Source organism: Serratia sp. JSRIV006, assembly GCF_019968685.1.
GTDB classification, from domain to species: domain Bacteria; phylum Pseudomonadota; class Gammaproteobacteria; order Enterobacterales; family Enterobacteriaceae; genus Chania; species Chania fonticola_B.
On sequence record NZ_CP074137.1, the window covers coordinates 3,987,719 to 4,011,665 of the forward strand.

Annotated in this window: 22 protein-coding genes; 8 read left to right on the forward strand and 14 right to left on the reverse strand. The window is 51.5% G+C overall.

The genetic code is table 11. The annotated features are described in order from the left end of the window. On the forward strand, positions 1-789 hold the full coding sequence (locus KGP16_RS18500; RefSeq protein ID WP_021806079.1) for a substrate-binding domain-containing protein: 789 nt from the start codon (positions 1-3) through the stop codon (positions 787-789). On the opposite strand, the gene KGP16_RS18505 is transcribed toward KGP16_RS18500, so the two are convergent. The 3 genes from KGP16_RS18505 to KGP16_RS18515 form a co-directional block, all read right to left on the reverse strand. Continuing rightward, a complete protein-coding gene (locus KGP16_RS18505) occupies positions 782-1,681 on the reverse strand; it encodes a LysR family transcriptional regulator (protein WP_223500173.1) in 900 nt (299 codons plus the stop codon). The two genes, KGP16_RS18500 and KGP16_RS18505, sit on opposite strands and share 8 nt — an antisense overlap. A 366-nt stretch (positions 1,682-2,047) precedes the next feature. Next, on the reverse strand, positions 2,048-5,146 hold the full coding sequence (locus KGP16_RS18510; protein WP_223500174.1) for a multidrug efflux RND transporter permease subunit: 3,099 nt from the start codon (positions 5,144-5,146) through the stop codon (positions 2,048-2,050). A 76-nt stretch (positions 5,147-5,222) separates the two neighbouring features. Then, entirely contained in the window at positions 5,223-6,122 is a 900-nt protein-coding gene (locus KGP16_RS18515; protein WP_037375550.1) for an ABC transporter six-transmembrane domain-containing protein, read from the reverse strand. A gap of 96 nt (positions 6,123-6,218) precedes the next feature. Between KGP16_RS18515 and KGP16_RS18520 the strand changes: the two genes are divergently transcribed. Further along, entirely contained in the window at positions 6,219-6,809 is a 591-nt protein-coding gene (locus tag KGP16_RS18520) for a TetR/AcrR family transcriptional regulator (RefSeq protein ID WP_037375551.1), read from the forward strand. A 208-nt stretch (positions 6,810-7,017) separates the two neighbouring features. Next, the gene (locus KGP16_RS18525; RefSeq protein WP_021806083.1) at positions 7,018-7,557 is read left to right on the forward strand and encodes a DUF2058 domain-containing protein; all 540 of its coding nucleotides are present in this window, start codon (positions 7,018-7,020) and stop codon (positions 7,555-7,557) included. Positions 7,558-7,717: 160 nt separating this feature from the next. Here KGP16_RS18525 and KGP16_RS18530 read toward each other — a convergent pair whose 3' ends face one another. The 7 genes from KGP16_RS18530 to KGP16_RS18560 form a co-directional block, all read right to left on the reverse strand. Then, complete coding sequence (locus KGP16_RS18530) at positions 7,718-7,927, reverse strand: hypothetical protein (RefSeq protein ID WP_021178640.1); 210 nt, start codon at positions 7,925-7,927, stop codon at positions 7,718-7,720. Positions 7,928-8,085: 158 nt separating this feature from the next. After that, positions 8,086-8,886 (reverse strand): molecular chaperone, encoded by an 801-nt coding sequence (locus KGP16_RS18535; protein ID WP_223500175.1) that lies wholly within the window; start codon positions 8,884-8,886, stop codon positions 8,086-8,088. Positions 8,887-8,893: 7 nt separating this feature from the next. Continuing rightward, positions 8,894-10,027 carry a fimbrial protein gene (locus KGP16_RS18540; RefSeq protein WP_059201419.1) on the reverse strand — a complete coding sequence of 378 codons (1,134 nt, stop codon included), beginning with the start codon at positions 10,025-10,027 and terminating at the stop codon, positions 8,894-8,896. Next, positions 10,018-12,570, reverse strand: coding sequence for a fimbria/pilus outer membrane usher protein (locus KGP16_RS18545; protein WP_223500176.1), 2,553 nt, complete (start codon positions 12,568-12,570; stop codon positions 10,018-10,020). Before KGP16_RS18545 ends, KGP16_RS18540 begins: the two co-directional genes overlap by 10 nt. Beyond that, entirely contained in the window at positions 12,536-13,306 is a 771-nt protein-coding gene (locus KGP16_RS18550) for a molecular chaperone (RefSeq protein WP_021806087.1), read from the reverse strand. Before KGP16_RS18550 ends, KGP16_RS18545 begins: the two co-directional genes overlap by 35 nt. 52 nt (positions 13,307-13,358) lie before the next feature. Beyond that, positions 13,359-13,904: a fimbrial protein gene (locus KGP16_RS18555; protein WP_021806088.1), complete on the reverse strand. Its 546-nt coding sequence runs from the start codon at positions 13,902-13,904 to the stop codon at positions 13,359-13,361. A gap of 463 nt (positions 13,905-14,367) precedes the next feature. After that, entirely contained in the window at positions 14,368-15,270 is a 903-nt protein-coding gene (locus tag KGP16_RS18560; RefSeq protein WP_021806089.1) for a transcriptional regulator, read from the reverse strand. A gap of 213 nt (positions 15,271-15,483) precedes the next feature. Here KGP16_RS18560 and KGP16_RS18565 point away from each other — a divergent pair, with 213 nt between their 5' ends. Continuing rightward, positions 15,484-15,930, forward strand: coding sequence for a hypothetical protein (locus KGP16_RS18565; RefSeq protein WP_021806090.1), 447 nt, complete (start codon positions 15,484-15,486; stop codon positions 15,928-15,930). A gap of 524 nt (positions 15,931-16,454) precedes the next feature. After that, positions 16,455-16,529: a membrane protein YpdK gene (gene ypdK, locus KGP16_RS18570; RefSeq protein ID WP_099782600.1), complete on the forward strand. Its 75-nt coding sequence runs from the start codon at positions 16,455-16,457 to the stop codon at positions 16,527-16,529. 68 nt (positions 16,530-16,597) lie between these two features. Here ypdK and KGP16_RS18575 read toward each other — a convergent pair whose 3' ends face one another. The 3 genes from KGP16_RS18575 to KGP16_RS18585 all read right to left on the reverse strand — a co-directional run bounded on the left by KGP16_RS18575 (position 16,598) and on the right by KGP16_RS18585 (position 19,377). Further along, the gene (locus KGP16_RS18575; protein WP_021806091.1) at positions 16,598-17,122 is read right to left on the reverse strand and encodes a cytochrome b; all 525 of its coding nucleotides are present in this window, start codon (positions 17,120-17,122) and stop codon (positions 16,598-16,600) included. 360 nt (positions 17,123-17,482) lie between these two features. Further along, positions 17,483-18,715, reverse strand: a complete 1,233-nt coding sequence (gene alaC, locus KGP16_RS18580) for an alanine transaminase (RefSeq protein ID WP_021807019.1) — start codon at positions 18,713-18,715, stop codon at positions 17,483-17,485. A gap of 119 nt (positions 18,716-18,834) precedes the next feature. Next, entirely contained in the window at positions 18,835-19,377 is a 543-nt protein-coding gene (locus KGP16_RS18585) for a GNAT family N-acetyltransferase (RefSeq protein WP_094982025.1), read from the reverse strand. A 169-nt stretch (positions 19,378-19,546) separates the two neighbouring features. On the opposite strand from KGP16_RS18585, the gene KGP16_RS18590 reads away from it, so the two are divergent. From KGP16_RS18590 to KGP16_RS18600, 3 genes are all read left to right on the forward strand, one after another. Further along, on the forward strand, positions 19,547-20,791 hold the full coding sequence (locus KGP16_RS18590) for a DUF1479 domain-containing protein (protein WP_021807021.1): 1,245 nt from the start codon (positions 19,547-19,549) through the stop codon (positions 20,789-20,791). Positions 20,792-20,899: 108 nt separating this feature from the next. After that, on the forward strand, positions 20,900-22,591 hold the full coding sequence (locus tag KGP16_RS18595; protein WP_037376373.1) for a sensor histidine kinase: 1,692 nt from the start codon (positions 20,900-20,902) through the stop codon (positions 22,589-22,591). After that, complete coding sequence (locus KGP16_RS18600; protein ID WP_021807023.1) at positions 22,588-23,322, forward strand: LytTR family DNA-binding domain-containing protein; 735 nt, start codon at positions 22,588-22,590, stop codon at positions 23,320-23,322. Before KGP16_RS18595 ends, KGP16_RS18600 begins: the two co-directional genes overlap by 4 nt. On the opposite strand, the gene KGP16_RS18605 is transcribed toward KGP16_RS18600, so the two are convergent. Beyond that, entirely contained in the window at positions 23,323-23,664 is a 342-nt protein-coding gene (locus KGP16_RS18605; protein WP_059201426.1) for a DUF2502 domain-containing protein, read from the reverse strand. Positions 23,665-23,947: the final 283 nt, after the last annotated feature.

Here is a 23,947-nt window from a genome sequence, read left to right on the forward strand (position 1 = left end):
ATGCAAAAGATCTCTCGTTCACTCCTTGCAACACTGGTGCTCTCCTCTGTCAGCGTGGGCGTACAGGCCAAAGACATTACCGTCATGATTTCAGGCGGCTTTCAAGCCGCACTGGAGAAACTGACCCCACAATTCGAAGCGAAGAGTGGCGACAAAATCATTTTGGTATCCGGCCCCTCCATGGGGAAGACTCCCCAGGCGATCCCTGCACGCTTGGCGCGCGGTGAAAAGGCCGATGTGGTGATAATGGTTGGAGGCGCACTGGAAAATTTAGAAAAGGATAATTGGATCCAACCAGGTTCACGCGTGGAGTTGGCCGACTCGCCAATTGGCATGGTAGTAAAGCAAGGGGACTCGATACCCAATATCGAGAAGACTGCAGATCTACGTAATGCTCTGCTACATGCTAAATCCATTGCCTATTCTGACAGTGCCAGCGGCCGCTATGTCAGCAGCCAGCTGTTCAAAAAGCTGGGTATTGAAGCCAAGTTGCAAGAGAAAACTTATATGATTGAACGTATTCCTGTGGCATCAGAAGTGGCAAAAGGAAAATATGAGCTGGGCTTCCAGCAAGTCAGTGAACTGCTTCCTGTTCCGGGCGTAACCTTTATTGGCGAACTGCCAGAAGATGTGCAGTACATTACCCGCTTTGCTGGCGCGATCACCGCGAAAGCAGAACATCGTCAAGGGGGTAAAGCGCTGCTGGATTTCCTGTCTTCCGCCCAGGCTCAAAAGGTCATTCGGGCCACAGGGATGAGAACCGTGAAAGCTGAACAGCCGGTTAACTAGAGTGATACTGTTCAGTAATCAACTTTTCTAACTCGGCAGCAATATAGGACTGAATGCGTCCACTGCGTTTGATTAGGCCAACTGTACGCTTCACAATTGGATCGGTTAACTGCAGGTGGGTCAGTACCGAATGCTCTGAAGATGGCATTGACATAGCGGGCACGGCAGCAATGCCGATGCCCGCTTCAACCATACCCAGCAGAGTCGTCACATGACGAGTTTCGCAGACACTGGGGCGTTCGGGAATGATATGTGCCAACATCTGATCGAGCAGATTACGGTTTCCTGACGTCTTGTCCAACCCCACATAGTCCTGCTGATAAAATTCGCGCCAGGTGAGGTTTTTTTTACTGGCGATGGGATGATCGCGCCTGCAGGCAGCCACGTAAACATCCCCTATCAAGGGAAGGAATTCAATATTGGGTTGCAGGCTTCTCGCAAAACAGATGCCGAAGTCCGCCTGCCCACTCGTAACCGCTTCGATAACATTACCTACACTGCTATCAATCAGTTTAACGCGAACACGCGGATAGCGAGCCTGGAAGCGACGAATGACGTCGGGCATAAAATAATAGGCAGCCGAAGGCACCGTGGCAACAGTGACCAACCCCGTTCGAGTCTGACTGGCCTTATTGATATCCGCTAATACCAACTCAAAGTTCATCAATAGTTGATCTGAACGCTCGGCAAAGGTCTGCCCATAAAGTGTCAGCGTAACGCGCCGGGTGGTTCTTTCGAACAATTTTATGCCAAGCGCTGATTCCAGCTTCTCGATCCTGCGGCTCAATGCTGACGGTGAAAGGCAGATGGACTCCGCAGCAAGCCTAAAGTTACCGTATTCAACCAAAGCGCGGAAGGCATAAAGATCGTTGAGATCAAAATTAACGGGCATAACGATAGACAATCCTTTCAAAGGCGGCAAAAACTTAAAAGAGAGATGATAGCCAGTTATAGCACAACAACAACTTTTACAAGACCGAACAACACTCTCAACTGGCAGCACAAACAAAAATATCAATTTCACTTTGTTATGGTCGCAAAATCAATCAATAATACTGATTAATTTTGAAACCTAAAATAGCAACACCATCGATAGATATAGGTTCGTTAGAATACGTATCACAACGCACGACAGCGGAAACGGCTTTGGCCTTTTGGGACTGTTCATGCCAGTAAACCAGAACAGAATCATAACGGGGACAAAAAAGATTAACGCTGGCCATGATGGAAATATAACCATGGCCAGATACTGCCTTATCTATTTAACGTTGCCTTTTCTTTCTACCCATCCACTGACAAAGACAAAAAAGACGGGCACAAAAAATATTGCCAATAAAGTCCCACTGATCATACCGCCAAAGACACCCGTACCTATTGCATGCTGAGTCTTATCACTAGCACCAGTAGCAAGCATCAAGGGAACAACACCCAGCGTAAAGGCCAGAGAAGTCATAACAATCGGCCGTAATCTTTGTTTAGCCGCTAGCAATGTTGCAGTAACAGTATCCATCCCCTGCATACGTAGTTTCCGAGCGAACTCAACGATCAGAATGGCGTTTTTAGTAGAAAGTCCGATGATGGTGATCATGCCAACTCTAAAAAAGACATCATTTGACATACCAGCAATGATCACCGCACATACTGCACCAGCGAGCCCCAACGGAACCACCAACATAACGGCAAAAGGCGTTGACCAACTTTCATAGAGTGCCGCCAGCACCATAAACACCACAAGAATGGACAGCAAAATAAGCATGGGAAACTGTAATGCAGATTCTCTTTCCTGCAGAGAGCTCCCGGCCCACTCGGCCTGGAATCCATGAGGTAACGAATCAGCCAATCGTTCCATTTCAGCCATCGCCGTGCCACTCGATTGGCCCGCCGCTGCGCTTCCCATTACCCTGAATGCAGGATATCCCTGATAGCGATTCAATTGACTTGGGGCTAAAGTCCAAGACGGGCTCACGAAAGACGAAAGCGTCACCATTTCACCGGTTCTATTTCTGACGGAGATTTTCAGTAAGTCAGTAAGCTGCATTCTATAATCGGCATCAGCCTGAACGATGACCTGCTGAACGCGGTCGCGTTCCGTGTAATCATTCACATAATAAGAACCAGCGGCGGCAGAAAGCGCCTGGCCGATCTCGTCAAAAGAAACGCCGAATGCTTCAGCCTTCTCCCTGTCTATATTCAGTGCAACACTCACGCCTTGAGGTAATCCATCAATGTAGACATCGGTTAATAGTGGACTTTGATTAGCCTGTGCGACGAGCTTTTCTGCCGCTTGCTTTAATGCGGGATAACCTTTTCCCCCCCGGTCTTCAACATACAGCGTAAATCCTGATGATGTCCCCATATCTGAAATCGCTGGCGGCAACAAACTTAAAATTGTGGCATCAGGCACCTCGCCCAGTGTTGTCTGAACAAAATCGGCTTCTCCCTGAGCCGTCGAACCCTTTCTGTCTTTCCAGTCTTTTAATGTGGTGAATGCCATTGCCGTATTTGGGCCCGACCCCGAAAATCCAAATCCCAGAATAGAAATATTGCTCTCAATGGCGTTACGTGTCGCTATTGTCTGTTCAAACTGCTGTACGACTTCACGAGTCCGCTCCATAGTCGCATCTGAAGGAAGTTGCATTGAGGACATAAAATAGCCCTGGTCCTCTTCCGGCAGAAACGATGAAGGCAGTTTTTGCAACGCGAAAAACAGCAAGCCGCATAGAGCAACATAAAGCAGCATCATTCTTCCTGTACGCTTCAACACATACTTCAATCCAGATCCATAGCGAACAGATAAGCCATCAAACTTACGATTGAAGCCGTGTGAAAATCTACTCCCCAAACCTTCTTTTTGTCCATGAGGTTTCAACAAGGTAGCGCACAATGCAGGTGTCAGCGTCAGGGCGAGAAATGCCGAAAAAAGGATGGACACCGCCATCGAGAGTGTAAACTGCCGATAAATAACACCGACCGAACCACTGGCAAAGCCCATAGGGATAAATACGGCGGTCAATACCAGGGTGATACCGATAATTGCCGGGGTAATTTCCGCCATCGCAATACGTGTCGCTTGCTTGGGCGGCAACTTTTTCTCCGCCATGAGACGTTCGACATTCTCAACAACCACGATCGCATCATCCACAATGATGCCGATAGCTAACACCATACCGAACATGGTCAGTACATTTATGGAAAAACCACTGAATAACATGATGGTCAATGTGCCCAGCAAAGCGACTGGCGCAACAATGGCAGGGATCACCGTACAGCGAATTTTGTGCAGAAAAAGCAGCATCACGAGAAACACCAGGATCATTGCTTCAACAAAGGTCTGGATGACTTTCTCGATCGAGAGTTTCACAAACGGGGCCGTGTCAAAAGGAACTGTAAATTGCATCCCTTGCGGCAGATTTGCGGACAGTTCATCAAGACGCATACGGATACCCTCGGCAGCACTGATTGCATTTGCCCCAGGGGAGAGCTGGATCGCCGCTGCAGTTGCAGGCAACCCATTCTCGCGGATCGCAAAAGCATAACTTTGTAAACCGGACTCCACTCGGGCAACATCCGCTAATCTCAATCGCGAGCCGTTGTTGTTTGCTTTAAGTGTAATATTGCGGAACTCGTCCAGTGAAGAAAGCTGTCCTTGAACTGTCAGTGGGTAGGTAACCCGCTGTCCAGAAAGGGCGGGCTCATCACCCATACGCCCCGGTGAAACCAGGATGTTTTGCTGACCGAACGCCGTGAGCACATCATTAACCGACAGTTTATAGGTGAACAGCTTGATGGGATCCAACCAAACACGTATCGCCTTTTCGGCACCAAATAACTGAACTTTGCCCACGCCAGGCACTCGCCGCAATTCATCAGACACATGGCGTGCAAAATAGTCGCTCAAATCGGCTTCTTCATATTGCTCGGAAGGCGACGTCAATCCCACCATCATCAGAAACCCCGAATTGGCGGCTTCAACATTGACACCATTCTGACGCACCACCTGAGGAAGGCGAGGTTCGATCACTTTTATCTGGTTCTGAATATCCATTTGGGCAAGGTTGATATTCGTGCCAGGCTTGAACGTCACCGTAATGGATGCCATACCCGACGTGTCACTGGACGACTCAAAATAAAGCAGATTATCAACCCCTGCTATCTCGCGTTCGAGAAGTGAAATAACTGACGTATTCATCGTCTCTGGCGTTGCTCCAGGATAGGTTGCCGTTATCGACACACTGGGTGGTGCAACGGCTGGATATTGGGCCACCGGCAATTGCGGGATAGCAAGGCCCCCTCCCAGAATAATAAATAGGGCGATGACCCAGGCAAAAATTGGCCTATTGATAAAAAACTGGGACATTGAATGACATCCGTATTGATGATGATTTATTTAGAAATACCGTGTGTATTCCAAACATAATGAAAAGTGAGCGGCATTAGTCCTTTTCCACTATTTCAGTGTTGATCCTTTTACCAATATCTTTAAGTTGTGAATATTTTTCCAATAGCTGCGGACCATCATCAAGGCTTGTAGCAAACATCCACATATAGGTCATCACAGAATAGATATGACCAGCACTGATGCCCTTCGCCTGAGTCATCCAGACGATAGTTAGGCTAAACAACAGGGCAACCAGCCCCCCAATAGACAGATAGCCTATGGCTTCGCGATCGGATAGCCTTATGCGCAGCCTCGCAAGTGTCAAATAATGCCGTTCCAGGGAAAGCCTGGTGGCTGTACTGACAAAATCCACTTCTTTTTCAAGGCGGTTATTCAGTCTGTTATACAGTGCTTCATTTTTAATGGCATATCCTGGGAGGAAGCAGGCCAAAAAGGCCAATATGACCAGACAAGCCACACCGGCCCAAAATTCAATGAGCAGTAACATGACGGCAGCACCAATCATAGAGACCAGAGAAGTAATGAGCATCGGCAAATGCAACTCAAAGAAATCGACAAACTCTCTTGATAACGCTACGCGGGCCGCCACGGTAGAATAATTCAGCTTTATTTTACGCTGCGTCATCACCACAGAGACCGCCAGCGCGGCATAAATTCTGGCGAAAGCACGCGTATCCACACTCCTTCGTGTCGCACCAAGGCACCAGATAAATAAGATCATTACCCCATACAGCACAGCACTTAACGTCTGCCCTGCCAGGATGGCGTTGATGGACACACCTGCCAGTATTGGATAGAGCAGGTAGGTAACGTTCTCGGCAATTACCAGGAAAAAAGTCAGGGATAACTTTCTTCGGTGACGACTCGCCAGTGATTTCAGAGTGTTGGAAGCACTTCCGGCCACTGGAGGAGCGGGAATATTTCGACTGTTCATTGAAGGGGTTTCTGTTAAAATAATAATAGAGCAATCGCTCAAATGATAAGAACATGCTATTTGAGCAGTTGCTCAAAGTCAAGAAGGAGATGGGCCGTGAAATGTAAATCAGAACCGATGAGAGATAAAATTCTCAGTGCTGTTGTCGAACTGTTTATTGAAAAAGGCGTTGAGAATGTGAAAACACGTGATCTCACCGAGTCCTTAGGCCTCTCCCGTAGCCATATTTATCACTACTTTAAAAACTGGCAATCGCTATGTCTCGAAGCAGTAACAAAATTTATGCTTACGGAACTGGAAGAGTTTCGCATAATGCTTAAACCATTACCTGCCCATCAGAAATTGCAAGAATTTATTGATGGTAATATTTCTGCAACGCCTGACCCTACCAGGAAGCTGTACGGATCCCTATGGATACTCTCCACGCATAATGAATCTTATGCCAGTCTGATGCAGTCGATTTTAGAAGAGTGGCATCAGGTTCTTACCCAAATTATTCGATCCGGTATGGAAGAAGGAGCATTTCGCAGTGTTGAAGCACCCCGCGTAGCACGACAGCTAGACGCGATGCTATTTGGCTACAGTGAATATCTGTTCACGCTACCTTCGGAGGGATCCTTAAAGCAGGCGAAGGAGGATGTTGAAGACTTCATAAAGCAGAACCTATTAATCCAGTCACATATCTAATTGTTTGAATTTCATGCATAATGTTCATTACCCATTGTCAGGTTGTTCAGGTTTATCGCCATGGCTGATGAGCACAGGCCTTGATTAGGTTGAGGGTATAATAGTCATTGCTATCAGTAATTTGCGTGGAAATTTTCCGTCCCCTGGCACAACCTGTTAGGTTAAGGGTATAATCCAAGGCATTATTTAATCGGTTTCGGAAACGAACATGGCAAAGCTAACATTACAAGAGCAGCTGCTTAAAGCTGGACTGGTCAACAGTAAAAAACTGGCGAAAGTGGAAAGAACGGCTAAAAAATCGCGGGTTCAGGCTCGTGAGGCAAGAGAGGCCGTGGAAGAAAACAAAAAGGCTCAGGTTGAACGTGATAAACAGTTGAATGAGCAGCAAAAGCAGGCCGCCTTAGCGAAAGAATATAAAGCCCAGGTTAAGCAGCTTATTGAAATGAACCGCATCGTTATTGCAAATGGCGATATTGGTTATAACTTCACAGATAATAATTTAATTAAAAAAATATATGTGGATAAGACGACCCAATCTCAGTTGATTAGTGGCCGCCTTGCCATTGCTCGTCTGATTACCGATAAGAACCCTGAAGGCGAATACGCGATTATACCCGCGATCGTGGCCGATAAAATTGCGCAGCGTGATGCGAGCAGCATTGTATTAAATGCCGAGCTGAGCAAAGAGGCTAAAGATGAAGAAGATCCGTATGCCGATTTTGTCGTGCCTGACGATCTGATGTGGTAAACAAACTTTCCAGATGCTTACAGCGACCAGCCCCTAAGCAACAACGCCCCTTGAGCTCAACCGCAGGGGCATTTCGACCTGTCTTTTCATCCTGCCAAGTAAATCACGCAAAATCGTATTTACATGAAAAAGCCCCGAAAACGGGGCCTTAGGGGTGAATTCAAGCTGGCTGGCTCTGCTTTTTGTAGATAGAACGGTAATGATTGAGCCGTTCGAAGAAGTTATCGCTCTGTTCACGCGACATATTACCCGCCACGCCGTTAGCATCGACTTCACGACCCTGAAACTCCAAGAATGCCACCGTAGAAGCGAGAAAATCCATGTTGCTGGTGTTCTTGGCATAGACATAGCACTTTTCCAAAGTTTCCATGATCTCCTCCTCAACGTTTACAGTAAAGTTGACGTGCCACAAGCAGGATGACAATCGCTCGTTAAATGTGCTGCACTTCTAAGAATACTCGCAAAAGCTAAAAAATATACGCCATACGTGCTGTGTGATTAAAAAACGGGCAGAGTTCGCAGAAATGCCTAGCGCGGCAAGGACGATTGCGCAGCTTGCAAGACTTGCTCTGCCGTAACCACAGAGCCAAAGTCGTCAAGCACCGAGTAAAACACCTTCATGCCCGAATTCACCGGACCTTTAGCCGCGGTTAAGGCAAAATCAGCCTGCCCTTTTGGGCTTACCATGCTATTTTCCGGCACCAGGGTAACGACGGCCTGCTGCTTATCGCGGCCCACCGTCATTTCTAATAATGTCTGGTGAAACGGCGTTGGGTTGCTGACCACCAATACCGGGTTGCCGCCCTGTTTTGCCAGGCTAAAGCGCAACTGCTCCTGCACGTTGGCCGTGCTCATCGTCTGTAATAACCGTGGCCGGTAGAATAATTTGATGCGGGTTCTGAACGCCATCTGCATCTGGCTGGCCGTATTGCTGGGCACTTTAGGCGGGATCTCCAACACGTTAAGCCAAAACACCGACTCACGATCGCTCGGCAGCGTGTGTTCCGCCCCGGTAAACAACACTCTCAGACGCTGTGCCCGCTTCCCGTCCAGGCGCAAGATCGGCGGCGCTACGGTAAACGGCGTGGCGATTTTCTCCGGTTCCGCCTCACTATCACCATTGTCCACCCAGACTTGCAGCAGCACCGCTGAGCGACCCTCGTTGGTCACTCGCAGCGTCGCTTCCTTATCCTTGCCGTTGACAATCAGGCGCGTGGCTCCCAGGTATATCTCGGCGTGGCTCAGTGGGATAAATAAGGCCATCACCGTAATCAATAGCCAACGGCCAAGCCTGCGATATTGTGGCGTGAAACCAGACATAGCTGCCATTTTTACCCTACTTATAATTGAGCGTAAAAGTGATTGCGGTGTTGGCCGTACCTGCGGTTACCGCATTACCCACCTGGAACAAGCCAGCCTGCATGGGAACCCGATAGTTGGCCTTGGCAGAACTATTATAGTTATCCAGCAGATAAATAGTGCCAAACGTCACCGGCAGGTTGTTGCCACGCAGTAACTGTATCCCGACGCCGCTAGCGCTTGAGGTAGCGTTCGGTGCAACTACACCATTGGCAGCATCCAGCACCTGAGTCGTGGCTGCAAAACTGTAACCAATGCTGGCCAAGCCCGCCGGGCATTGGTTGAACGCCAGCTCAAAGGCTTTACGCCCTGCCACCGAACCCACGCCGTTGAACTGACCGACGCTGGCCTCCGGCAGATCGACATTCACATTCGGAGTGGTGCAGGTGCCGCCACTGGCGATAGTGCCGCCGCTTTTGAACTGGGCAATCATGTAGGTGAGATCGCCCGGCAGAGCAATGCCGTTATACGTCTCTAAATGCCGCAGATAAATTGGATCGAACAAGGGAATTGCGCCAGCGGTCAGGCCGGTGGTCGTTTTCACAAACCGCACCTGAGCATCAACGCCCAAATAGAAGCGGTTACCGCTGTAGTTGACGGTAATGGTCTCAGGATGGGTCTGCTGCCCACCCGTGCCAATGGTCAACGGCTGCCAGTTGGTGGTTTTACCATTCAGGGTATAACGCCAACGGACGATATACCCCAGACCGGCTTTTACCGTGGTGTTATACAGCATGTAAGTTTGCCCATCGACCACGATGGTATTGCGCGTGGTGTAAGGCGGGTAACCCTGTACGCTAAACTGCACAGGCTGCTGGTAGGCGCTATTGGGGGTGCAGTTCCAGGCAGTGGAGTTGTAAGAGTTGATCCAAGGCCCCAGCACGTCACCCACGGCGCTGTCTTTGCCAATCTCAATGGTGGCCGTGTCGAAAAACTGATAATAACCGCTGTTACGCGCGCAACTGACCGCAAGCCCTTCGGCGCTGGTAGCTCCGCCGTAGCCAAATATCAGCAATAAGCCAAGAAGCAAGCGCTTACCCCGCAGCCGGAACCCTGCGCCGAGCCTCGGCGTGAACAAACGGACCAACGTCAGTCGTTGCTTCATTGGCATATTACCTCCAGGCGGCGATAGTCTGGTTCATCCCCAGGCGATACGGCGGGCAACTGATAGTTAAACCGGCAACTGTCTCCGGCCCCTTCCCCCCATTTCACCTCTAACTGGCCTTTAGGGTTGTTAACCCGCAGTAAGCCTTCACCAACCTGACCGATATACCCCACGCTACGCTGTTGTTCGTCGGACACGTTTGCGCCAAAGGGCAACGGATTACCCGCAACGTCTCGGGCCGTCACCAGGATCGAGTAGCCGCTTTCGGTCTCATAACGTAACAGCCCAACGGCACCGGCGGTCGGCGCGATCTTCTGGCTGGTGTATTTCAGCTCCACATCCCTGGAAAGCCCTTTCGGATCCAACTCCACGGTATTTTGACGGTAAGGGCTGAGGTAAGGGACCACCGCCTTTCCGCTGTTATCCAGGCGCAGACCGCTGTAGTTGGTGATCCTGGCCCCCTTGGCGTTTTCTGCCTCGACGATTGCCGACGTTTCCCCCAGCATCGGTGTAAACACCACTCCGCCGCTATAGGCAACCAGGCCACCGGACATATTGGCGCCATATTGTTGATAACCCTGGCCTGCGGAAACGCTGCCCCCAACGAAGGCATAAGGCGCGGCCCATGAGCCGTTGACGCCACCGCTAACGCTGTTGCTACCATTTTTATCATAGTCGTAGTTGGTAAAGGCGCTGTAGTTATACTGCCGGTCCTCTCCCAGGCTACCGGACAGCGAGTTCTGCAACCCCTGACGATCCTTTTGCTGGGTATAGCTGCTGGTCAGGTTAGGTGCGCGCGAGCTGGAACCCAATGGGATCGACAGGGTCAGCATGGCTTTGTTATCCCAGTTTCCGGTTGCCAGGTTGCGTGTCCGTGCGAAGTTAACCCCATAATTCAGCTCGTTATAATGATTGTTGTAGCTCAGCTGATATTCGCGGTCGGTCTGGTCATGATCCCAATAATCCTGCACGTTGGCATTCAACGCGACAGTCCCAAACCCCTCCGGCAACGACTGGCTGGCGTTAATCTGGAAACGATTACGTCGTTTCCAACTGTTATAGTCAGCAAAACCGCTATCGTTACTGTCGCGATCGCGCAGCAACATGGCGTCATCCACGTTGTAATACCCAGAGCTGGAATAGCGGTAGCTGGCCAGCGTGATGTTGGTATCCACTACCGGCAAAATTTTCGCATAGGTGAGACGTACGCTCTGCCCCTGCTCGTTAGGACGGTGCTCAAACTGCGTTTGTGCCTGGGTAATATCCGCCGACAGCGCACCAAAATCGGTATTGAATGCCAAACCGCCCGAGGCCGCCGCATAGCCATCGGCACCGATCACACCGGTATACCCCGTCAGCAGGTTTGTGAAACCATGCCTCAAGGTGCCCACCGCAATGGCAGGTTCTTCGCTCACCGAGTTATTGCGATATTTCCCCGCCATCAGTGAATAGTGGGTTACACCTGGCCGCAGCAGTTCGGCAATCGAAGCATAGGTGACGGTAAAGCTGCGTTCAGTGCCGTCGGCTTCGGTCACCGTGACCAGCAGATCGCCGCCGCTGCCGGTAGGATAGAGATCGTCAATAACAAACGGCCCCGGCGGTACGGTGGTCTCATAAATCTGGCTGCCACGCTGGCTTACACGCACCAACGCGTTGGTATTGGCGATACCGCGCACCACCGGGGCAAAGCCACGTTGGGAATCGCTGTACATACGATCGTCCGAGCTGATCTGAGCGCCAATGAACCCAATGCTGTCAAAGACTTGACCGTCGGTGGTCGATTGGCCCAGCACCATCCGGCTACGCCAGCCAACCAAAGGCCGCTCCAGATAGGTTTCATTGCTTTGATAGCGAAAACCCTCGTCATCATTCCAATTGGCCGACGCCCGGTAACGCAGACGCCACACGTCCCAATTTAATCCGCCACGCAACCCCAGAAATTGGGTGGTTTGAGCAGATGAGTCGGAATGATCAGCACGGTAAGCGTTGTAGTCATATTGCAGGGTCGCCGCCGTGATGCCGTTATCCCACAGCTCAGGGCTGACATAACCACGGGCTTCATGCTGCAGCAAAGACTGCGGCGCACGCACGTCCAACCGTTGGCCACCGCTATCAAAATTGCCCTCCACGCCAGGTACCAGTTCACCCAACGCAATACACTGTTCCCCTTGCTGCAAGCGCGACAGCACCGCCTTGTCCAGTTTATCCAAGGCAATATCGAACAGGCTTAACAGTTTCAGATCGTAGCAAGGTTGAGCGATGCTGCTTTGCGGCGAAGCCAGGGAAAAGTTGACGTCCTGACGCCCTTTCCATTGATCGTTAAGATAGAGATCGATGCGGTGAATGCCGGGAGCAACCGGGTTACCGCTGGAGAACTGGCTGACATCGACGGACGAACGCAGAAAAGACTCGTTGAACTCAATAGCCTCACTTTCATCCGCATAAGCCAACGTTATGGGAGCCAGTAAAATGGCTCCCGCAATATAAATCTGGTTGAGAAAAGAGGGCCGCCAATCAAGACTTACCACTGCCCGCCAACGTCCGCTCATTTTTGTTATCCCCACCGAAATCATCAATCAGGCTATAAAACGCTTTTAAGCCTGCTGACGGTGCCGATTTCATTCCTTGAATTTTCATCACCAACTCGCCAAAGGGTGCCACCATCCTTTCCTGCGTTTTCCCTAGATCGCCCAGTACTGGCGCACCTTTGGCGCTACGAATTTCAATCTGGCGGAAAGTAAGGTAATAAGGCGATGGGTTCTTGGCGACGATTTCATAACCCGCAGCCCCTTTGCGTAAGCTCAGATCCAGCTTTTCGTAAGCCTGAGCCGGGGTCATTGGCAGGTTATTCGGCCGATAGAACAGTTTGATGCGGGTGCGGAAAGAGAACTGCATCAGGTTGTCGCCCGCGGCTATTTTTTGGGTAGCCTTGGGTGGGATCTCCAACACATTGAGCCAGAACAGTGATTCACGGTTACTCGGCAATCCGCCGCCGGTACGTGCAATACGCAACGCCTGCCCTTTGCCCGGATCGATACGGGCTACCGGTGGCGTCAGGGTAAAAGGCACCTTGACGGTGTCGGGTTTAGATTTAACATCGCCGTTATCGATCCAGGACTGGATCAACACCGGGCTGGTCCCTTGGTTACGCAGTTGGGTAATCGCTTCACCGCTGTTTTCGTTATAAATAATGCGTGTGGCGTTGATGATCACACCAGCATCAGCGGCAACTGTCCATGTCAGCGCCAAGCTAAAGGCGGAAACGGTAAATAGAGTTCTTAACATGGCGCTGTCCTCTGAAAGGGATGAGGCTGCCCTCATCCCACGGCTGGATGTCTTACAGGTAGATGATGGTGTAATCCACCTGGGTATTAACCGTACCTGGCGTGACCGTCCCGTTCGCATAGTATTGCGCGTAATAATTCATTACGCCGCCACCGGAGCTAATATCAACGGCCAAATCGCCTTGGCTATGTGCGCTACCCGCCATGATGCTGCCCAGATTGGCGTTCAACAGCTGAACCTGGACGTTGGTCGCCGTGCCCGATGCCGAGTTGTTCAGGCGACCGGTGCTCTGTTCAACATAAGCGCCCGCTTCGAAGAAGGTGCTGGCAGTATTAAGTGTAGCCCCCGCACAGTTGGTCAGTGCGATGCTGAAAGGTGTTGCCCCTGCAGTTGCCCCAACGGCTGGCAGCGCAGAGATGGAAATGGTCGGCAACGTTACCGTGGCGTCTTTAGACTGGTTGTTGACCGAAATATCGCAAGTAGTGTCAGTAATGGTGCCATTGATGGTAATAGTGCCATCGGCTGCCAGGGCTGAGCCCGCAAAAGTCATACCGATAACAGCGGCCAGCAGGGTAGTTTTGGTGTTGTAAAATTTCATAATGATCCTAATCCGTTATAAGATAACTGTAGTTAACCAAGCACATTGCCGATTGGTGCGCCCGAGAAGCTTTACTGTCATCGGTCCGTTATTTACCATCCTGCCGTACTTGTTTGTTTCCACCGTTCTGCGATAACTTCGCAGGTTCCGTGGTGAGCGTCACCAGTCAGTTACTTAAGAACAATCCTAACCACCCGTTGACGAGAAAAATCTTAACCCACAAGCGGTATAAAAGAATCATTAACTATTAAATTGGAATTATTTAGGTTTAAAATCCAAATTTAATGTTTTTAATGGCCTGTTTTATGCGTAAAACTCTACACGGTCTCATTGTTAAGCACAAAAAACTTGTTTGTTTTATGTTCATTTCATACAAAAATTAAACAATTCGGCTAATTGTTGCTCACCCCACCAAAAAACCAGACTACTGTTGCGATGATCAGGCCCATTCTTTTACTTAGCCTTACTGCAACAACGGCAAACTGTCGTTCTCTAGCCCTGAGCAAAACTCTATTTTGTGCTCACGAACGATGGTGCAGCGAACAAAAAACAGGCGACTCACGCCAGAAATAAAAGAACGAACCTGGTTGCTGCGTACCACTAGCAGGTATTCATCTGCCCGGCATTCGGCTTTTCGTTGCTCCACATAGGACAACATGTCCTGATTCAGACTGGAGCTGGGGACCCCTGACTGCGTGGATGTCGACATAAATACCTTGCAACTCCCCGCCTTGCCAAGAAACACCTCCTGTCTGGCCAGTGAATTGGTGGCGTACATCGTAGATGCGATCCCCAGTACAAAAACCAAACCAGCAACCGTCGCGATCAGACCCCAACCAAGACGTTTTTTGTTGGCAGGAGCAGCAATCTCTACGCTTGTCGGCAGATCGGGCTCATCGTCTGCCTCGGAAGTTGAAGCAATATCATCGTCAGTCTCGGCTTCGGTTTCCAGCCCGCTCTCTAATGGCAAATAGGCCTCATCACTCACTGTCTGTGCAGGGACTAACGGGGTAAAATGTCCATCGTCTTCCTGGCTGATTTCAACCTGGATCTCGCGGCGCAACATAAACCCTATCTTCGGCACGGTGACAATCACCTCATCATCGATCCCCATCACCTTAAGCACCCGGCGCAACTTGCTCACGCATTGATTAAGGTTGTTATTGCTGGAGATCATGCCGTAGTCGTCCCACACCTTTTTGAAAATCACCTCACGTTCCACGGGTTTGCCATAGTTGGCGATCAGTAATAGCAAAAGACGTTTGGCGGGATTGGAAATAGCAGTGGGCTCGTCGGAAAAGTCGCTTGGACCCAACGTTCCGGTATCACCATCAAACAGCACACGATCGTTAAATCTGTATTTCATGTTAATCCGGATCATCATTGGGCTTATAGGATAATTCTGGCATAAGTTGCTAATAAAACATCAGTCACCGTCCAAAAAAAATACTGCATAACCCTGTTTTCAGCTTGGCGGCCTACACAGCGATTATCCCCGTGCTTTAAGGACGCCAATCTCTGGCATTGTTGTCGCCAACCGGTCACAATGCGGCTCACTTCCCCCCAAGCAGGAAATATGATGCCTTGCCACTATCCCGCCCATTACGCCTTCGATAGCGAAAGCGATGCCTGGCAAATTACCCTACGGGATTTCCCCGAGCAGCAAGCCGCCTGCTACAAACGTGAGGATGTCGAACTGGAGGCGCAGGAAAGCCTGCTGACGGCTATCGCCATTGAAATGGAAGAAGGGCGCCCGGTGCCTGCGGCCTCCGCATTGCAAAGCGGTGACATCGCCCTGCATTTACCGGTGCTGGTGAAATTAAAGCTGGAACTGCACAACCATATGTTGAGCAGCAACACCTCAAAAGCACTGCTGGCACGCCAGATGGGCCTTAACGGTGCTCAGATCGATCGGTTGCTGGATGTGGCCTATGCCTCGAAGGTTGAGGCCCTTGAACAAGCCCTGTTTCTGCTCGGCTACGAAGTGCATACCACGGTAGTGGCGATCCGCCAGCAATCAGAATAAATAGTTTGCCCAGAGAGTAAATTTTTACCGTTTTGCGCCGATAGGGTTATTAAACAACCACCGATTGCAAAGTGAAGGCTAAAAATGGAACTCAACCGTCGTCATGTCTGGGCCGCTATCCTGCTTTCTTGTCTGGTCTTCTGGGCTATTCTGATCGCCAGCGTCAGCGCCGTAGCCTGATGCCTTGTAACAAACTGTTACTTATGGCATTTATCAACCATCCCACCTCGTAGGGATGCTGCATACTGCGCCCGTTTCAACTCACTGCAGGGTAAAAAACCGACAAAAAATGTGATCAAAAACACAGTATTGAAATGGGTAGGATTTTGGGAGTACATTAGCGCCGATCCTGTTGTGATTCCTGGTTAACCTCAAGGAACTTGAATCGCAACGACCGGTAAATCGTAGCTCTGGACGTTGTTCCTTCTGATTGAAGAACCCGCCATCCGCCGCTGATTTGCCACAAAATACTCAGACAACAATCGGGATCGTTGGTTTGCGAGGACTCCACAAGGAGTTGTTACGTGAAATACTTTTTGATGGGCGTTTCATTCATGCTGGTTGCATGGGTAGGCACCTTCATGCTGATGGTTGCCTAACGGCAATCTAGCCAGGTACATTGATAAAGGGGCGCTTCTGCGCCCCTTTGTTGTTTCTGCAGCGCGAACTATTTGCCGGGCATCATCCGGCGCAGGGTGTCGTCACCGCGCACATAGTGATGATAAATGGCGGCCAAGGCATGGATGCCGACGATGAAATACCCCGTGTTTGCCAAGGTTTCGTGCACCATTTTCAGCGTGCGGCGTATGCCCGCGTCAGGCGTGATCCACTGCGGCACCTGCCAGCCCAGCAGCAACCACTGTTTGCCCCCATAGGCCAACGTCAAGAAGCCCAATATCGGCAACGATAAAAACAGCAGATACAGCACCCAATGGAGCATTTTCGCCCCTAGCGCCTGTAGTTTCGGCAAGGCCGGAGTGATCGGTGGAGTAGGATGCCGGTGGCGTAGCCCAAGGCGGATAAACATCAGCACAAATACCGATAGGCCGAAGTTAAAGTGCAGATCCTTCACCAATGCCGCGCTGTCATCTGGCACAGAGTCCTTCAGCAATATGGCACTGTAAGTCAGGATCACCATCACCAGCGTCAGCCAGTGCAGGAGGATTTGTGATTTTGCAAAACGAACGCTCATAGAGACTCCCACTAAATTCGGTATTAGCAGAGCATAGCGGATAACAACTGAAGATAACCTTAAGTAGAAGAAAAATAGCGGAAACTGATCCCCCTCACCCTAACCCTCTCCCGTAGGGCGAGGGGACCGATCGAGTGGGTCTGAAAATACGGTGGCACACCTTGGCTGGGGTGGCGATCGAGTTAGTTTTTGGTTTGCGTAATACCTTATCTTTCTTGTTTTTGCTCCCTACTTTCCGAAGCTGCGCGGACCAACCAAGCGCTCCGGCCAGCTCCCTCTCCCTGTGGGAGAGGGTCGGGGTGAGGGGCAACAGCGATTGCCTAATCTCAGGCAACACATCAGTCCCCTCAAGATGGGGTGTTATTTGGTAGGAGGAGTCGCCGTTTTAGCTGGCTTGATTAATCCATCGGCACGGAACATCGCCTTGATACCGCGCACCGCCTGGCGGATACGATCCTGGTTTTCAATCAAGGCAAAACGCACATGGGTATCGCCGTAATCGCCAAAGCCGATCCCCGGCGATACGCACACTTTAGCCTCCGCCAACAGACGCTTGGCGAACTCCAGCGACCCCAGATGCGCGTAAGGCTCAGGAATTTTTGCCCACACATACATCGAGGCTTTCGGATTCTCTACCATCCAGCCAGCTTCGTGCAGCCCTTTCACCAGCACGTTACGGCGCTGGCGATACTGCTCGGCAATGTCCAACACGCACTGCTGATCGCCTTCCAATGCGGCGATAGCGGCCACCTGCAGCGGCGTAAAGGTGCCGTAGTCGTGGTAGCTTTTAATACGTGCCAATGCGCTAACCAGCTCAGGATTCCCCACCATAAAGCCAATACGCCAGCCGGCCATATTGTAGCTTTTCGACAGGGTGAAGAATTCTACCGCAATGTCTTTGGCTCCCGGCACCTGCATGATCGAAGGCGCTTTCCAGCCGTCATAGACGATATCGGCGTAGGCCAGATCGTGTATCACCAGCACGTCATACTGCTTCGCCAGTGCCACTACCCGCTCAAAGAAATCCAGTTCTACACACTGCGCAGTCGGGTTGGATGGGAAGCCCAGGATCATCATTTTTGGCCGCGGAATACTTTCACGAATGGCGCGCTCTAGCTCACCAAAGAAATCCACGCCGTCCACCAGCGGCACGGAACGCACCTGCGCACCGGCGATCACCGCGCCATAGATATGGATCGGGTAACTTGGATTCGGCACCAACACCGTATCCCCATGATCTAGCGTTGCCAGCATCAGGTGCGCCAGGCCCTCTTTCGAGCCGATGGTCACAATGGCTTCGCTCTCGGGATCGATATCGACCTGATAGCGTTCCTGATACCAGTGCGAAATAGCACGGCGTAGGCGCGGAATACCGCGAGAGGTTGAGTAGCCATGTGTATCATCACGCTGGGCTACGGTACAGAGTTTCTCTACGATATGCGGCGGCGTCGGGCCATCCGGGTTACCCATGCTGAAATCGATAATATCTTCCCCGCGACGGCGTGCAGCCATCTTCAGTTCAGAGGTGATATTAAACACATAAGGGGGCAGGCGTTCGATGCGCGTGAAACGGCGCGGGTTGTTATCAGACATAGTTACCTCGAAGAGACGTTAGCGCCCGGACCATCCGAGCGACGTTGGCCACAGAATGGCCGAACATCGAACATAACTCAGGCTTGTCAGGCTGTCGAGCCCCTCGCATAACAATTTTTTTACCGCTCGGCAGCCGCAAATTCCGTCGCCAACAACCCCAACCGCCAGTCATTACACCACCGGTCCGCCAGGCGGAAATTGTCACGCAGCGTCCCTTCCAGTTGAAAACCACAGCTCTCCAACAGACCCCGTGAGGCTAAATTCCCCTCTGTCACCGTGGCATACACTTTGTGAAACCCGCAGGCATTGAAGGCAAAGTCCAAGATCACAGGCAGCGACTCTTTGCCATAACCTTTCCCCTGCCCTTCCGGCAGGCTGCCAAAGCCCACTTCGGCCTGCTGGCAAGGGGACCACTCAGGGCGAAACCCGGTCATTCCCACCGCTTGACCGCTGCTTTTTTCTCTCATCACCAGGCATAGCCAGCGATCGCAATGCTTATCCCATGCGGGCAAGCGTGCTTCGAAACGTTCGCGGATCTCGTGTTCCGGCAGCAGATCGGCAATGTAACGGATCACCTGGGGATCCTGGAACAGACGTAGGAATAACGGCCAGTCATCCGCGGTTAGCGATGTCAGCAGCAAGCGAGGTGTTTCTAATTTCATCAGGAAAATCTCCGAAAAACGAAAAAGAGGAAGTTACGAATGAAAGATATCCCTTTATTTTCCCCTATTAAATCCAGATAATCATTAACCAGGTTACAACAAAACAGCAACTTTATAACGCTACCCTACCACTAACATCCTCGCCCACCGGCGGGCCAAGGAGAACACCATGGCTTCATTACTTATCGATGATGTGCCTACCGCAATAAAAAGCGTCAAGCAGCAGTTACGCCAGGCTTTACCCAACTATCGCGAAGTCTTCCTGGAACTGGAAGACAATATTCGCCAGCAGGTGGAGCAAATCCGTCAGGAACTGGCCAACGGCCAGGACCCGGTGCCGCAGGTGGACGCCGAAGATATTCTGCAACAACGCGTTACCGAACAACAAATTGCCCTGATTAAACAGCGCGGCGTGTGCGCTATTCGAGGCGTATTCCCACGCAGCAAAGCCGAGGCCTGGAATCAGGAGATTGGCGACTATCTCGAACGCAATAACTTCGTCGAGCGGTTAAAAAATGCCGCCGAAGATAACTACTTTGGCAAACTGGCCGCCAGTAAGCCACAGATCTACGGCATTTACTGGTCGAAGCCTCAGGTCGAGGCTCGTCAAGATCAGCGCATGCATGCGGTGCAGGTGTTCCTCAACAGCCTGTGGGCAACCGAGAGCAACGGCAAACAGCACTTTGACCCAACGCGCGTTGCTACCTATGCCGATCGTACCCGCCGCCGTCCGCCAAACTCCTCTTCACTGGGCCTTTCTCCGCATGTGGATAGCGGCACCATCGAACGCTGGTTGGATGAGAATTTCCGCTACGTCTATCGTCACGTGTTCTCCGGCAACTGGCAGCAATACGATCCCTTTGCCGCCGATGGCCGCACCGAAGTGCGCGAGATCGCCTCACCGGCGGTTTGTTCCATGTTCCGCACTTTCCAGGGCTGGACAGCGCTGACGCCGCAACGTACCCATGCAGGAACGCTGAACGTAGTACCGATCGCCAACGCCATGGCCTATATCCTGCTGCGCGCCCTGCAAGACGATGTGGCGGATGACGATCTGTGTGGGGCCGCCCCAGGCCGGGCGTTATCAATCTCGGAACAGTGGCATCCCCTTTTATTAAGTGGGTTATCCCCTATTCCCGATCTGGAGCCGGGAGATACGGTATTCTGGCACTGTGACGTGATCCATTCGGTAGAAAACGAGCATAACGGCGAGTTCGACAGCAACGTGATGTACATTGCCGCCGCGCCGGGTTGCGAGAAGAACGATGCCTATCTGCAACGGCAGTTGCCAAGCTTCCTGTCAGGTAAAAGCCCGGTGGATTTTGCTGCAGATGATTTCGAAGTGGATTTCATTGGCCGCGCCACCGTTGAGCTGCTGACGCCGCTCGGCAAGGAACAGTTGGGGTTTAAATAACCCTGATGACCGCGGTGTGCTCCGGCCACCGCGGTCATTGCCACGCTGTGATATACTGTGGTCTCCCGTTCGTCGCAGTGAGCCGCCGTTGTGCACCCTGTTTTTGAAATGTTGTTAGCGGTATTCGATCGTGCCGCCCTGATGTTGATCTGCCTGTTTTTCCTCACCCGCACCCGGCTGTTTCGCCAGCTGTTGCAAAAGGAAGATCATACTCCGCTGGAACTGGCCGCAGTCACGGCCATCTTCTCTCTGTTCGCCCTGTTCAGTACCTATTCTGGCATCAATGTCGAAGGTTCTCTGGTTAACGTACGGGTGATCGCCATCATGGCCGGGGGGATCCTGTTTGGCCCCTGGGTTGGCATCATTACCGGCATTATCGCCGGATTGCACCGCTATCTGATCGATATCGACGGTATCACCTCGGTTCCCTGCCTGATCACCAGCATTATTGCCGGGATCGGCGCCGGTTATATCAACCTGAAGGTGAAGAAAGGCCAGCGCTGGCGTGCCGGGATCTTGGGGGGCATGCTATGCGAATCACTCACCATGCTGCTGATCGTTGTCTGGGCCAAACCCACCGAACTCGGGCTGGATATCGTGTCTAAAATTGCCCTGCCGATGATCCTCGGCACGGTGTGTATCGGCCTGATCGTGCTGCTGGTGCAAAGCGTCGAAGACGAAAAAGAGGTGATTGCGGCACGGCAGGCCAAGCTGGCGCTGGATATTGCCCGCAAAACGCTGCCCTATTTCCGTAATATCAATAGCGAATCGCTGGCCACCATTTGCGAAATTATCCGCCACGATATTAATGCCGATGCGGTCGCCATCACCGATACCCAACATGTGCTGGCCTACGTTGGCGTGGGAGCAGAACATTACCCACTCGGGCGCGCAGGGCTGAGCCGAGTCACGCTGGAAAGCATCCAGCAGGGCAAAATCATCATCAAAAACAACCTCGAGAACCAGACCGCACCGCAGATCCATTCCCAACTGGTGATCCCGCTATGGGAAAAAGGTGAGGTGACCGGGGCGCTGAAAATTTACTACTGCCATGCCCATCAGATCACTAATACGCTGAAGGTGATGGCGGTTGGCCTATCGCAGATTATCTCCACCCAGATGGAGGTTTCGCGCATCGAGCATCTGCGCCAAATGGCGGACAAGGCCGAAATGCGCGCGCTACAAAGCAAAATCAATCCGCATTTCCTGTTTAATGCGCTGAACGCCATCTCGTCGTCGATCCGGCTAAATCAGGATACCGCCCGCCAGTTGATCATCAACCTGTCGCGTTACCTGCGCTATAACCTGGAACTGAACGACGAACTGATCGATATCCGTAAGGAACTGCATCAGATCCAGGACTATATCGCCATTGAGCAGGCGCGCTTCGGCAGTAAGCTGACGGTGATTTATGATATCGACGACGATATTGCCGTACGCATCCCTAGCTTGCTGATCCAGCCGCTGGTGGAAAATGCCATCGTGCACGGTATTCAGCCCTGTAAAGGGAAAGGCGTGGTGGTGATCGCGGTGAAAGATCGGGGCGATCGCGTCAGGATTTCGGTGAAAGATACTGGCAACGGCATCGATCCGCTGGTGATCGAACGCGTGGCGCGCAATGAAATGCCAGGCCACAATATCGGCCTGCTCAACGTACACCACCGGGTTTCACTGCTGTACGGTGAAGGATTGCGCATCCGGCGGCTGGAGCCGGGAACGGAAATCGCCTTCTACGTCACCAAAAACGGCAATAAACTGCATAGCGAAAACAGCCCACAACCTGCCGGGGAACAACTATGAAAGCCATCATTGTGGAAGATGAGTTTCTCGCCCAGCAAGAGCTGACTTATCTGATTAACAAACACAGCAATATCACCATCGAAGCCACCTTTGAAGACGGTTTGGACGTGCTGAAATACCTGCAAACCCATCAGGTTGACGCCATTTTCCTCGATATCAATATTCCGTCGTTAGACGGCGTATTGTTGGCACAGAACATCAGCAAGTTTGCGCATCGTCCGTCAATCGTGTTTATCACTGCCTATAAAGAGCATGCGGTGGAGGCGTTTGAGATCGAGGCGTTCGACTATATCCTCAAGCCGTATCATGAGGCACGCATCATCACCATGCTGCAAAAGCTGGAGGCATTGCATAACCGACCAGCGCAGACGCCAGAGCCTAGCGCACCGGCGAATCGTACCAGCCACAGCATTAACCTGATCAAAGACGAGCGCATCATCGTCACGGACATCAACGACATCTACTACGCCGCCGCCGATGAGAAAGTCACGCGGGTGTATACCCGGCGCGAAGAGTTTGTAATGCCGATGAATATCACCGAGTTTTACCAGCGGCTGCCGGAAGAGTTTTTCTTCCGCTGCCACCGTTCGTATTGCGTCAATCTATCCAAGATCCGGGAAATCGTTCCCTGGTTCAACAACACCTATATTCTGCGGCTGAGCGATCTGGATTTTGAAGTCCCGGTCAGCCGCAGCAAGGTCAAGGCGTTTCGCCAACTGATGCGGTTATAGTTACCAACGTGGGCCTCGCGGGCCGTGTTCCCGTTGGTAATAGCGTGGCGGTGGTGGTGGTGGCATGCGGTAATAACGTGGGCCATCACGCCATTCACGACGTGGGGGGCCGTAATAAACCGCCCTTGGCGGTGGGCCGTAATATCCGCGGGGGCCATAATGCTCGTGCCACCAGCGCGGTTCACGCCAGCGACCACCATCCCAGTAATGCCCCCGATCATCACGATCGCCAATATGCAGCGACATTCCAGGCACATTGATGCCGACAGAAATATCCGCATGGCTCACCGCAGGCAATGAAAGCGGCAACAACGCAGCCAATAACAACAGCACTTTTTTCATCAGGTCTCTCCCAGAGCATGGAACGGGTCCATTTACCGATCACAGTAGTTCCGCACCGGTACGTTCTCTATAGGACGAAAGCCCAATTACGCCTTTCAGGCATATCCTTCACAATTACCACACAGTTTGCCGCAGCGCTTTGGCCATCTTTCTGACATATCTTTGATGTAGATCACGCCCGGCAGGCCGCATTCCAACGGCTTTTTAGCCCTTATTCGGCAACTCATGCAGCGATAACGGCATTTCATTCCTCGGCAGCGGCAGTTCATTCCCGATCCGCCAT

Excerpts from the sequence above, each read along its gene's own strand:
- KGP16_RS18515 (WP_037375550.1), bottom strand. The coding sequence starts at position 6,122 with ATGAACAGTCGAAATATTCCCGCTCCTCCAGTGGCCGGAAGTGCTTCC.
- KGP16_RS18500 (WP_021806079.1), top strand. The coding sequence starts at position 1 with ATGCAAAAGATCTCTCGTTCACTCCTTGCAACACTGGTGCTCTCCTCT.
- KGP16_RS18540 (WP_059201419.1), bottom strand. The coding sequence starts at position 10,027 with ATGCCAATGAAGCAACGACTGACGTTGGTCCGTTTGTTCACGCCGAGG.
- KGP16_RS18530 (WP_021178640.1), bottom strand. The coding sequence starts at position 7,927 with ATGGAAACTTTGGAAAAGTGCTATGTCTATGCCAAGAACACCAGCAAC.
- KGP16_RS18575 (WP_021806091.1), bottom strand. The coding sequence starts at position 17,122 with ATGAGCGTTCGTTTTGCAAAATCACAAATCCTCCTGCACTGGCTGACG.
- KGP16_RS18550 (WP_021806087.1), bottom strand. The coding sequence starts at position 13,306 with ATGTTAAGAACTCTATTTACCGTTTCCGCCTTTAGCTTGGCGCTGACA.
- KGP16_RS18505 (WP_223500173.1), bottom strand. The coding sequence starts at position 1,681 with ATGCCCGTTAATTTTGATCTCAACGATCTTTATGCCTTCCGCGCTTTG.
- KGP16_RS18565 (WP_021806090.1), top strand. The coding sequence starts at position 15,484 with ATGCCTTGCCACTATCCCGCCCATTACGCCTTCGATAGCGAAAGCGAT.
- KGP16_RS18585 (WP_094982025.1), bottom strand. The coding sequence starts at position 19,377 with ATGAAATTAGAAACACCTCGCTTGCTGCTGACATCGCTAACCGCGGAT.
- KGP16_RS18525 (WP_021806083.1), top strand. The coding sequence starts at position 7,018 with ATGGCAAAGCTAACATTACAAGAGCAGCTGCTTAAAGCTGGACTGGTC.
- alaC (WP_021807019.1), bottom strand. The coding sequence starts at position 18,715 with ATGTCTGATAACAACCCGCGCCGTTTCACGCGCATCGAACGCCTGCCC.
- KGP16_RS18510 (WP_223500174.1), bottom strand. The coding sequence starts at position 5,146 with ATGTCCCAGTTTTTTATCAATAGGCCAATTTTTGCCTGGGTCATCGCC.
- KGP16_RS18535 (WP_223500175.1), bottom strand. The coding sequence starts at position 8,886 with ATGGCAGCTATGTCTGGTTTCACGCCACAATATCGCAGGCTTGGCCGT.
- KGP16_RS18555 (WP_021806088.1), bottom strand. The coding sequence starts at position 13,904 with ATGAAATTTTACAACACCAAAACTACCCTGCTGGCCGCTGTTATCGGT.
- KGP16_RS18560 (WP_021806089.1), bottom strand. The coding sequence starts at position 15,270 with ATGAAATACAGATTTAACGATCGTGTGCTGTTTGATGGTGATACCGGA.
- KGP16_RS18545 (WP_223500176.1), bottom strand. The coding sequence starts at position 12,570 with ATGAGCGGACGTTGGCGGGCAGTGGTAAGTCTTGATTGGCGGCCCTCT.
- KGP16_RS18600 (WP_021807023.1), top strand. The coding sequence starts at position 22,588 with ATGAAAGCCATCATTGTGGAAGATGAGTTTCTCGCCCAGCAAGAGCTG.
- KGP16_RS18605 (WP_059201426.1), bottom strand. The coding sequence starts at position 23,664 with ATGAAAAAAGTGCTGTTGTTATTGGCTGCGTTGTTGCCGCTTTCATTG.
- KGP16_RS18590 (WP_021807021.1), top strand. The coding sequence starts at position 19,547 with ATGGCTTCATTACTTATCGATGATGTGCCTACCGCAATAAAAAGCGTC.
- KGP16_RS18595 (WP_037376373.1), top strand. The coding sequence starts at position 20,900 with ATGTTGTTAGCGGTATTCGATCGTGCCGCCCTGATGTTGATCTGCCTG.